The sequence below is a fragment of the Candidatus Colwellia aromaticivorans genome (assembly GCF_003333305.1).
GTDB classification, from domain to species: Bacteria; Pseudomonadota; Gammaproteobacteria; order Enterobacterales; family Alteromonadaceae; genus Colwellia; species Colwellia aromaticivorans.
Map to the genome: position 1 here is coordinate 19,214 of NZ_QOLD01000084.1, position 11,449 is coordinate 30,662.

The 11,449-nt window shown below is 36.9% G+C and carries 11 protein-coding genes; 2 read left to right on the plus strand and 9 right to left on the minus strand.

The window, feature by feature from the left end:
• Positions 1-25: 25 nt before the first annotated feature.
• The 7 genes from DWA31_RS13645 to DWA31_RS13675 all read right to left on the minus strand — a co-directional run bounded on the left by DWA31_RS13645 (position 26) and on the right by DWA31_RS13675 (position 8,568).
• Positions 26-421 carry a response regulator gene (locus DWA31_RS13645; protein ID WP_114327130.1) on the minus strand — a complete coding sequence of 132 codons (396 nt, stop codon included), beginning with the start codon at positions 419-421 and terminating at the stop codon, positions 26-28.
• A 119-nt stretch (positions 422-540) separates the two neighbouring features.
• Positions 541-2,175, minus strand: a complete 1,635-nt coding sequence (gene pgi / locus DWA31_RS13650; RefSeq protein ID WP_114327131.1) for a glucose-6-phosphate isomerase — start codon at positions 2,173-2,175, stop codon at positions 541-543.
• A gap of 44 nt (positions 2,176-2,219) precedes the next feature.
• Positions 2,220-3,116 (minus strand): UTP--glucose-1-phosphate uridylyltransferase GalU, encoded by an 897-nt coding sequence (gene galU / locus DWA31_RS13655; protein WP_114327132.1) that lies wholly within the window; start codon positions 3,114-3,116, stop codon positions 2,220-2,222.
• A 901-nt stretch (positions 3,117-4,017) separates the two neighbouring features.
• Positions 4,018-5,262 (minus strand): type II toxin-antitoxin system HipA family toxin, encoded by a 1,245-nt coding sequence (locus DWA31_RS13660; RefSeq protein WP_114327133.1) that lies wholly within the window; start codon positions 5,260-5,262, stop codon positions 4,018-4,020.
• Entirely contained in the window at positions 5,255-5,527 is a 273-nt protein-coding gene (locus DWA31_RS13665; protein ID WP_114327134.1) for a helix-turn-helix domain-containing protein, read from the minus strand. The genes DWA31_RS13660 and DWA31_RS13665 overlap by 8 nt, the downstream gene beginning before the upstream one ends.
• A 534-nt stretch (positions 5,528-6,061) precedes the next feature.
• Positions 6,062-7,066: an NAD-dependent epimerase gene (locus tag DWA31_RS13670; RefSeq protein WP_114327135.1), complete on the minus strand. Its 1,005-nt coding sequence runs from the start codon at positions 7,064-7,066 to the stop codon at positions 6,062-6,064.
• A 161-nt stretch (positions 7,067-7,227) separates the two neighbouring features.
• Positions 7,228-8,568, minus strand: a complete 1,341-nt coding sequence (locus DWA31_RS13675) for a UDP-glucose dehydrogenase family protein (RefSeq protein ID WP_114327136.1) — start codon at positions 8,566-8,568, stop codon at positions 7,228-7,230.
• A gap of 492 nt (positions 8,569-9,060) precedes the next feature.
• Here DWA31_RS13675 and DWA31_RS13685 point away from each other — a divergent pair, with 492 nt between their 5' ends.
• Both DWA31_RS13685 and DWA31_RS13690 read left to right on the plus strand, forming a co-directional pair.
• A complete protein-coding gene (locus DWA31_RS13685) occupies positions 9,061-9,306 on the plus strand; it encodes a type II toxin-antitoxin system Phd/YefM family antitoxin (protein ID WP_425451894.1) in 246 nt (81 codons plus the stop codon).
• A complete protein-coding gene (locus DWA31_RS13690) occupies positions 9,296-9,580 on the plus strand; it encodes a type II toxin-antitoxin system RelE family toxin (protein WP_114327139.1) in 285 nt (94 codons plus the stop codon). The genes DWA31_RS13685 and DWA31_RS13690 overlap by 11 nt, the downstream gene beginning before the upstream one ends.
• A 744-nt stretch (positions 9,581-10,324) precedes the next feature.
• Here the strand turns inward: DWA31_RS13690 and hepT are convergent.
• Together hepT and mntA are read right to left on the minus strand one after the other, a co-directional pair.
• On the minus strand, positions 10,325-10,738 hold the full coding sequence (hepT, locus tag DWA31_RS13695) for a type VII toxin-antitoxin system HepT family RNase toxin (protein ID WP_168427346.1): 414 nt from the start codon (positions 10,736-10,738) through the stop codon (positions 10,325-10,327).
• Between the two features lie 3 nt (positions 10,739-10,741).
• Complete coding sequence (gene mntA, locus DWA31_RS13700) at positions 10,742-11,143, minus strand: type VII toxin-antitoxin system MntA family adenylyltransferase antitoxin (protein WP_114327140.1); 402 nt, start codon at positions 11,141-11,143, stop codon at positions 10,742-10,744.
• Positions 11,144-11,449: the final 306 nt, after the last annotated feature.

An 11,449-nucleotide genomic window follows, 5' to 3' on the forward strand; every position in this document is an offset into this window, starting at 1 on the left:
TAGTCGAACTTGAGGGGAAATAATTTTATAAGGCTATTCTTTGTAATTCTTCATCATTAACAATATTCGTTAACGATTCAACCACTGAGATAAAAGTAGTTTCGTTAATTGGTTTACTAATAATACGACTAAACAAAATAAATTCAGGTAGCCTTTCAACACTATCTATTCCCTGTGTAGTCATAAATAAAATAGGTGTTTTGGCACAGAATGGAGTTTTTTTGAGGTTTCTACTTAATACTATACCATTCATCAACGGCATAAGGTGGTCAATAATGTAAAGGTGGTATGGCGTTTTCTGCGCTTTTTCAAAACCATCTAAACCGTTAACTGCGGTATTTACTGAGTGCCCAAGAGAAACTAAAAATTTACTAATAGTATCACGGACACTTTTTTTATCATCAACAACTAAAATATTCATAAGCATCTTTTTATATTAAAAACAATTAGTTAACGACAAATAAAGCTCACCAACGATTAACGAAACGCATCTTACCTTATATGTAAGTAATAAAGAAGGTTATTATTGTAATAAGATTGTTAATTTGTTGTTTGTTTTTGTACAAACGTTTCAATTAACTTAACACTTGATGGTGACATTTGATGGCTAGTAGAATTATCGCTCATCAATGCTAATACTTGCTCACTTAGCTGTTTTCCTAACTCCACTCCCCATTGATCATAAGAATTGACTTGCCATAAAGAGCCTTGCACAAAAATTTTATGCTCGTAAAGTGCTAAAATAGCACCTAAACATTTTGGCGTTAATGATTGCATCAATAACGTATTGCTAGGCGTATTTCCTTTCATGGTTTTATGAGAAGCTAAACGAGAAACCTCTTCCTTACTGGCGCCATTAGCAATAAGTTCATCTTGTGCTTGCGTTAAATTTTTACCTTGCATCAACGCTTCACTTTGCGCAAAACAATTTGCAACTAACACCTTATGGTGTTCATTAAGATCACTGGTGCCTTGCAAAGCAACAATAAAGTCAGTTGGAATAATTTCATCGCTTTGATGCATTAATTGCATAAAGGCATGTTGACCATTTGTCCCTTCTTGACCAAAAACAATAGGGGCGGTAACCCAGTTAAGCTTTTCACCTTGCTTTGACACTGACTTACCATTACTTTCCATGTCAGTTTGTTGTAAATAGCCCGGTAATGCTCTTAATGCATGATCATAGGGTAATACCGCCAAACTTTGATAATTAAGCCCATTACGGTTCCACATACCAATAAGTGCCATTAGCACAGGCATATTTTGATCAAAACTGGTTGTTTTAAAGTGTTGATCCATGGCATAAGCACCGGCTTTCAACTCAGTAAAGTGCTTATTGCCTATCGCTAAAGCAAGGGGAAGGCCCACAGCTGACCATAGTGAAAATCGACCACCTACCCAGTCCCACATAGGTAAAATATTTTCTGTATTCAAACCAAAACTTTTCGCTTTTTCAACATTACTACTCACCGCATACCACTGCTTAGCGATAGCATTAGTATCGTTAAGCTCAGCTAGCATCCACCTTTTAATGGCTTTAGCATTTAATAAGGTTTCTTGTGTGGTAAACGTTTTAGAAATAATCACCACCAAGGTAGTGGCTGCATGTAAGGTTTCAAGTTTTTCAGTAACCGCAGCACCGTCAACATTAGCCAATACATGTACTTTTAACCCAGTGCTATGATACGGGTGTAGCGCACTTAAGCCGACTTTAATGCCATAATATGAACCGCCGATACCAATGGCTAATACATCAGTAAATTTTTCACCGGTTACACCCGTTAACTTACCTTGGCATATGTCATCAACAATCTGCGCCATGTACTGCTCAGTTTGTTCCACTTCTGTGGCTTCTTTACCTAGTACCTGATGTTTAACACTTGATGGCGCTCTTAATACCGTATGCAAAACTGCGCGTTGCTCGGTATTATTGATTATTTCACCACTAAACATGCCATTAATTTTTTGAGCTAATGCATTATCATTTGCCCAAGAAATCAAATATTCTAACTCAACTTTAGTAATATTTTGCTTTGAGTAATCAAGATAAAGTTCAGCAGCACTGACCGAAAAACAATCAACTCTATTTGGTACATCAAAAAGACTTATAATCGAACGGTTTTTAGCACAAACCACTGCCTTTTTAACGATACTATTTTCGGTAAAAAAATCCATATTCTTAATACTCATCCCGACTTTAGTCAAATTAGACTGTAAAGTTAAACTATTGTTTTAAGGTAAGTCTTAAATTCTTCACCTAATTCTTTATGACGTAAAGCGTATTCAACATTAGCTTTCATATAACCCAACTTAGAGCCACAATCATGTGATTTTCCCGTCATGTGAAATGCTTCAACCGTTTCCTTTTCCATTAGCATTGCAATGGCATCAGTTAGTTGAATTTCATCACCAGCACCAGGAGGAGTTAATTTCAATAATTCCCATATTTTTTCTGATAACACATAACGACCAACTACCGCTAAATTTGAAGGAGCTTCCTCTACAGGAGGCTTCTCTACGATGGCGGTCATCGCTTTAGACTCACCTGCAGCGAGCTCATGGCCAGCACAGTCAACCACGCCATAGCTACTTACTCGTTCCATGGGCACTGGTTCAACCATAATTTGGCTATAACCCCCAACCTCATTATACCTAGCAAGCATAGCTGCTAAATTTTCGGTTTTTAAATTGGCACTAGAATCATCTAGAATTACATCAGGTAAAACCACAACAAACGGTTCATTACCTATAATAGGGCGAGCTTTTAATACCGCATGACCAAGACCTTTGGCTTCACCTTGGCGAACATGCAATATAGTGACATCTTTAGGACAAATTGCCTGGATTTCATCAAGTAATTGGCGTTTAACACGGTTTTCTAACGTTGTTTCAAGCTCAAAAGATTTATCGAAATGGTTTTCAATGGCATTTTTAGAAGAATGCGTTACCAACACAATTTCTTTAATGCCAGCAGCAACACATTCATCAACAATGTACTGAATCATGGGTTTATCTACAATAGGTAACATTTCTTTGGGAATGGCTTTTGTTGCAGGCAACATACGCGTACCTAAGCCTGCAACAGGAATTACTGCTTTTGTTATTTTACGAGTCATCTTAATCCTTTATTTTATTTGAACTTCACGTGCATACGCATAACGATATTCTAACCTACAAAAACAATTACGTCACTTGTAATCATCACCCTGAACTTGATTCAAGGGATCTATTTATATCCCAGACAAACCATTGAAAACACCGTAACAATGAACTTACGCAGTGACTATAGTAATCAACAAATCCTTTGAGCCAAAGAAAACTCATATTGAATCAACACCAATGAAACCAGCCTACCAATTAACCTAAAAAAAACTCTACAAAAAAAATAACAATAATGTTTGTAAAGCTCAACAATTGAACTAATCTTAATACCGTTAGCAATAACACCTGAGTAGGAAACTATTTTAATGGACACTTCAGGAAGAAGTTATATGGTTGGATGATCATAATAGGATGAATAAAACAGGGATGTGTTAATCACGGGAGATTGCCTCTTTTTTACCCTTTTATTCAATACAAACATATGCCCATGCAGATCAATCAGGAAAAGCTTACTTTTGGAAAAGAACCCAAACAAAAAGACAATGGATCTTCAACAAAAAACTTCGATGTATGGACTCCCTTCCCTTGCGATCAGTATGAATGGTTACACTCCGTTTGTTCTGAGCTTGTCGTACTTCCACTACTCGTGCCTCGCGCTCAGTATGAACGGTTTATACTCCGTTGCCCTGAGCCTCTCCGCCTGCCCTGAGCTTCACCGCTTGTCTTGAGCCTCTCCGTCTGCCCTGAGCCTGTCGTACTTCGACTACTCGTGCCTCGCGCTCAGTATGAACGGTTTACACACGTTTAGAAAAGACAAACTGCCATTTTGCTAATAATTATTTAAAGCCAATTTATCAAAAAAAACATTCTTAAAGATTCGAGAATTTATTCCTAAAATTGGTGCGGAATACCAGGTTAAAGCTGCTTATTTAAAAATATTAACTTTTGTTCTACTGTTTTAATTATGGTTTTGGAGCTACTTGAGGATACGCCTAAGTTCTTTAAAAGTTCACTAATATTTAACATATTATCCATGAGATTTTGGGCAATGGGTTTTATTTCCTTTGGGTTGATACCAGCCTGCTTAGACATAAGTTCAAGAGATCTTTTACTAGGGTTGATACCTTCTCCTGCAAATGAGGTCATATGCTCTTTATATGGCGATGGAGAGTAAACCACATCATAAAAGGGAGATAATAACCAATTGTCATTATCATCGCATAAAAAGGCGAAGTTTTTGGCATGATCATCCTGATTACAAATCAGATAGTTAAATAATGCTCTGCTGATCATTTTTTTTGCTTCGCTAACACCACACATCATGCGAGTCGCTTTTATAAGATCAATATAATCAAGAGATGGTTCACGAAATGATGCATCAAGAAGGCCACTTGCAGAAATCATGTGGAGTCGTCCATTATCTCCAACACAGTCAAACCTATCTTGCCTAAGCCAAAATCTATTATGCTCTGCTTCGAGTAAATCAAAACCAGCAGTCTCTATATCGCATTGATTAGCTAGGGTCATACAGCAGTATTCGACTAAGCTTTCTTCATGCGCAAGATTGAACTTTTCTGAAGTAAGCTTGATTATGCTAGGCTTTCCTTTTGCGTATCTGTTAGTGGTAAATGTACCATCGGCTAAAAGGGTGGCATTGATCTTTGGTCTAGCTCCACCAGAGCCAGCCGTATTCATCAAACGTTCAACTATCTCTGTTTCAGTACCTTCAAACTCGTCAACTGCCTGCTTACCCAATTCTCGAATAGAGTACCCATGGGTGCTTCCTGTGGCGAGTTCTATTGTTGGTTCATAATACAAAGCACCTAAGCAGTTATCACCAATAAACGCGAGGCGTTCAAGCTGTGTAATTCCTTTAGGGACATAATCGTTTTTTCTAAATATTTTGTCCATTAGATACAGTCCCCATCCGTCAGGCAGGCTATCTGCGAATACGCCGTGGAGTCTTTTATGTGGTATTTGTGGAGCGAGTTGGGCTTCTAATGACTCTTCTAATGCAAAAGGTGAAATATTTGAATATTGATTTAAGTATTCATCATTGTACTGAAAGTATATGCCCGTTCTATTTTCTGCCAGTTCTCCCACCTTGATGACATTGCCATTAGAGAGCTTTCGTTTCACCATCAGTTTATGCTCAAGCATTTTTTAACACCTCATCGAGGTTTTTTGGTGTTTCAGACAACTGAGTAAGTTTTTGTAATTCGGTGAGCTTACCTATTTCTGCGTAAATCATGAGGAACTGTCGAAAAGATATTTCACCGGTTTTTTCAAATTTCCGAATTGTACTGTCTGGTACGCCTGTTTTGGCAGAGAACGATTTGGTACTGTACCCTTTTTTTTTGCGAGTTTTTTTGGAAAACTGACTGAACTCTAACTGTACATCAAAAGGGGTGAGTAGTGAGAGCATGTACACCTCCTATAAATTAAATGCTACTATTATGACGAATAACTTAATTTAATGTAACTTATTGCTACAATAATAGCAAACAAGTAGTTTAACTGAAGAGGCTATGTTGTATTGTTAACAAGAGATTGGATATTTAGAGCATTTAAAAAGATCACTTAGTTAGTTTGATTGGTATAATCAACAACAATGAAAACAGTATGTCAATTAAGCAAAATAAATAAGTATAATATTTGCAAAGATTAATAATTGAACTAACCTTAATACCGTTAGCAATAACAACTGAGCAGGAAGCTCTTTTAATGGACACTTCAGGAAGAAGTTATGTGGTAGGATTATCATAATAGGACGAATAAAACAGGGATGTGTTAATCACGGAAGATTGCCTCTGTTTTACCCTTTTATTCAATAAAATACATACCTATGCAGATCAATCAGAAAAACTTACTATTGGAAATGAATCCAAACAAAAAGACAATGGATCTTCGACAACTCGTGCCTCGCGCTCAGTGTGAACGGTTTACACTCCGTTTGTCCCTATCGATAAAAATTCTTATACCACTGTACAAATTGTTCCACACCCTTTTCAACACTCATGGAAGGCTTATATTTAGTGACCGAAAATAGATCATCAACATCAGCATAAGTTTGATAAACATCACCCGGTTGCATTGGCATTAGGTTTTTATTGGCAGTAACACCCAGAGAGCTTTCTAAAGATTGAATAAAATCGAGAAGTTTAACTGGGTTACCCTTGCCTATATTAAATATTTTATAAGGTGCTGAGCTTGTCGCTGCTGAACTACCCTCAACCGACCAATCATTATTTTTTTGAGGAATAATATCTTGAATTCTAATAATACCTTCTACAATATCATCAATATAAGTGAAGTCTCTGCGCATATCGCCATTATTATAAACATCAATGCTTTCACCATTCTCTATCGCTTTAGTAAATTTAAATAGCGCCATATCTGGACGACCCCAAGGGCCATAAACAGTAAAAAACCGCAGTCCTGTTGTCGGGATGTTATACAAATGAGAGTAAGTATGTGACATTAACTCATTAGATTTTTTAGTAGCAGCGTAGAGTGAAATAGGATGATCTACGGTATCGGAAGTCGCAAAGGGTACTTTGCTATTTAAACCATACACCGAACTTGATGAGGCATAGACTAAATGTTGCACGTTGTTATTACGGCAACCTTCTAATATGGTTAAGTGGCCAACTAAGTTTGAATCAGCATACGCCATCGGGTTATCTATTGAATAACGAACCCCTGCTTGCGCCGCTAAATGTATTACACGATCAAATTTTTCTTTTGAAAATAACTGTGCAATGCCTTCACGATCAGCCAAATCAAGCTTGATAAAGGTAAACAAAGGGTATTGTTTTAAACCATCTAAACGCGCTAACTTAAGATTAACATCATAATAGTCGTTAAGGTTATCAATACCGATAACGTCATGCCCTTGTTCGCATAAACGCTGTACTACATGAAAGCCAATAAAGCCGGCTGCGCCCGTAACTAAAAATTTCATTTTATTCCTAATATTTAATATTCGTTATGTTTTATTCCCTTCATCCCTTCGACAAGCTCAGGACAGGCGGAGGGCAGACGGAGTGTAAACCGTTCATACTGAGCGCGAGGAACGAGTAGTCGAAGTACGACAAGCTCAGGGCAGATAGAGAAGTACAGGCATTATACTTTTTGAATACTCTCACCACGACCAATCCCATAATAGGAAAAACCACGGTCTTTAAGCAATATTGGATCGTATAAGTTACGACCATCAACTATCACTTTGTGCGCTAATGTTTTGGCTATTAAATCAAAGTCAGGGGCTCTAAATTGACTCCATTCAGTACAAACAACTAAAGCATCGGCACCATTTAAGGCTGACTCTTTAGTGCCAACTAACGATAAATCGCTTCGATGGCCATATATGCGTTGGCATTCTTCCATTGCTTCTGGATCAAAAGCCTGTACTTTTGCGCCTGCTTGCCAAAGTGCTTCCATTAATACCATCGAAGATGCTTCACGCATATCGTCTGTTTGTGGTTTAAATGATAAACCCCAAATGGCAATGGTTTTACCGGCTAAATCACCGTTGAAATAATTATGTAAGTTTTTATATAGCTTTTGTTTCTGTGCATAATTGACTGATTCAACAGCTTCTAATAAGGCCGGTTTATAATCAATACCATGAGCGGTGCGCACTAACGCTTGTACGTCTTTAGGGAAACATGAACCACCGTAACCACAGCCAGGATAAATAAACTGATAACCAATGCGAGAGTCTGAGCCAATGCCATGGCGTACTGCTTCAATATCGGCACCTAATAACTCGGCTAAATTAGACATTTCATTCATAAAACTAATCTTTGTTGCTAACATACAGTTAGCTGCGTATTTAGTTAATTCAGCAGAGCGTACATCCATAAAAATCATTCGGTCATGGTTGCGGTTAAAAGGGGCGTATAATTCACGCATCTCCGCTTGTACAGACTCATTTTCTGTACCAACTACAATACGATCAGGCTTCATACAATCACTAACAGCAGCCCCTTCTTTTAGAAATTCAGGGTTTGATACAACATTGAATTCAATATCGATATTGCGCGACGCGAGTACATCAGAAATTTTTGCGGAAACCTTATCGGCAGTACCAACAGGAACGGTTGACTTGTCAATAATGATCTTAGGGGAATTCATATAAGTTGCGATAGTTTCGGCTACGGCAAGTACATATTTCAAATCAGCTGAGCCATCTTCATCAGGAGGAGTACCGACAGCAATAAATTGCATTTGCCCATGTTCAACACCTGATTTAGCATCAGTGGTGAATTTTAGTTGACCACTTTTATACGTTTCCTCAACTAAAGGCGTTAAGCCTGGCTCATAGATAGGGATTAAGCCTTTTTTAAGGTTATCAACTTTCGTCTGGTCTATATCAACACAAACCACATCATGACCAACAGAGGCTAATACTGCTGCTTGCACCAAACCAACATAACCAATACCAAAAACTGTAACTTTCATTATTTCTCTTAACTATTTTGAACTAAATAAAATTATTCGTAATATACCTTTTTCGAGCTTTCTTGCCAACTTAAAGGCAACGTAAACTTAAGTTGAATAATTAAAAACCGTCTTTCCTCACCTAAATTAATTAACATGACATGGTTTAATGGATCCAACCACCCCAGATAAGAGATAATGTAACTATTCAGGTGATTTGTTAGTTTTGCTTGTAAATCAAACAATACCAGTTTAAATTTCATTCAAGTCAACAGTGTCAAATTTAGGGTGTCCCTTTTTATTCTTTTTATTCACCACTAACAAATACGAATTATCCATCATGCCTTCAATTTCTCCCTTAGGAATAGAGCCATCGAGAATAACGCTATTCCAGCGTGCTTTAATCGTGTAATCATTAGTGCTGCTATTTTACTCCTCAAAAATTTTTAATATTGAAAATTAGACGAAAATGACCTATTATGAGTACCATAAACAGGTTTAATGAGAAGTGTAATGCATACAATACTAGCAGAAAGTACAACCAGTATTTCTGAGTTAAAAAAGAATCCTATGGCAGTTGTTGAACAAGGAGATGGATTTCCTGTTGCTGTGCTTAACCGAAATCAGCCAGTTTTCTACTGCGTTCCTGCACAAGCATATGAACTTTTAATGGATAAATTAGAAGACTTAGAACTAGCGCAAATAGTTGCAGAACGTAAAAACCAGCCTGAAATAAAGGTTAGTTTAGATGACCTATGAATTAGTTTTCAAACAAGACGCACTTAAAGAATGGAAAAAACTAGATTCAACCATAAGAACTCAATTTAAGAAAAAACTAATCGAAAGATTAGATAGCCCTAAAGTTGAATCTTCTCGCCTTAACGGCATGAAAGATTGCTATAAAATTAAGCTTCGAAAAGCGGGCTATCGTTTAGTTTATCAAGTGCGCGACTTAGAGGTTATTGTTTCAATTGTCGCCGTAGGTAAAAGGGAAAGAAATTCTGTTTATAAAATTGCAGCCAAACGTATCTAGCTACATATGAATAGAAAGCGATTGCTGATCTTTCTTGGTTGTTTTACAACCAACAAATACGAATTATCCATCATCCACTCAATTTCCCCTTTGGGTATTGAGCCATCTAAAATGATTGAATTCCAAGAAGATTTAATCAGTAGTATAACGCTATCTCACGACTATTCTGTAGCAATGTGAGTGCGTAAATAACTCGCCACTAAAGCTTTTAATCCCTAATCCTGAAAATCCTTGGAAAAGAATATCATTTCAGCAGTGTCTTGGCTGACGTCACTGGGATGTGATTTATGGGGAGAATGCAGAAGCACATTCTACTGAATCCAAACAATAAGACAATGGATCTTCGACAAAAGACTTCGAAGATGACGTTATTAATGAACTCCTGAGCCTCTCCGTTTACCCTGAGCCTGTCGAAGGGTCGAAGGGTCGTACCTAGCTCTCAGTGTGAACGGTTTACACTCCGTTGGTCCTGAGCTTCTCCGTTTACCCTGAGCTTCTCCGTTTACCCTGAGCCTCTCCGTTTACCCTGAGCCTCTCCGTTTACCCTGAGCCTCTCCGTTTACCCTGAGCCTCTCCGTTTACCCTGAGCCTGTCGAAGGGTCGAAGGCTAGCAAACATGCGCATTTACACAGATATTTAACAACCCGCTTTAAATTAGTATAATATTCAAGTTTCCTGCTTTATTAAACACTTTACCTAGAGTAGAACAACTTTTATTCCATACCATACTGCCACAGTAGAACTTTAAAGAGCTATAAGCTTAATTTCTTTATTAAAATATTGAAAATCAACCAAATGATTTTCAACAATAAATTTAACTATATCAATATTAAGTTCCTTATAGTCATGAACAGCAATATTTCTTAATCCCACCATCTTTTTTAAATTATTACTTACATCGCCTGATATAAAACGCGCTTTGTATAAAAGCTCAAAACTATCTCTACTACTTTGTGGAATACCTAGTTTTTTTATTTTGTTTATATAATTAGCTAAATCAATAGCCGCCTCACACGCACGTTGTAAGTTTAATATAACAGAATCTTGCCGTGTATAATCAGTAGAAAAATGTTCACCTGCTTCTAAATAAACGTCTTTAATACGTTGTAAGCAACGATCAATAGTTGCTAATTTATTCACAATTACATCATCAATCATTCGTTAACTCTCTGTTTCTATACTTAAATATTGTTTTAAAATATCTGCACGTTCAACATTTAAATGTTGATACATTGACATAACTTGCATTTCAAAAAATGCGGCTGAGTTCTCAAAATCATAAATACATATTCCCTTTTGAATGATTTGATTCTGCATAACTGTTGAGGCCGTTAATAAATCGACTAAATCTACCTCTGTCGCTAATACATTGGCAAGTTCTGATTGTACTTGCCATCTTTTTATTGATGATAGTTTTGACCTAGTTAATACAGCTATATCTATATCACTTAATACCATTACAGAGTTTGAAGCATGAGAGCCAAACAAATAAATAATTTTAATATCTACTAGCATGTCACCCAACAACTTAGGAATAATTTGGCTTAATTTAATATTTAACATTGCAACCCTGAATCACTATTACATCAGAAAAGTTATTATGATAAACAGTTTACCATAATAAGAATAAGGCTCTAGTGTAGATTCACTTAAGCCAAATACTTATTTAAGATATTAAGATTTAAACACTAAGTAATAGGAAGTACTATACGTGAGTGACTATTGAAGCCAACACAGGCAAGTGTTGGTGCCGGCGTAAATCCGCCACTATTTGCCGCATAATAATTTACCGTTCAGAAGGCTCTATTACCAATTTTTTGAACTAATCAACTCGATGACTAAAATGGCAATTCATCATTGAAATGGTCG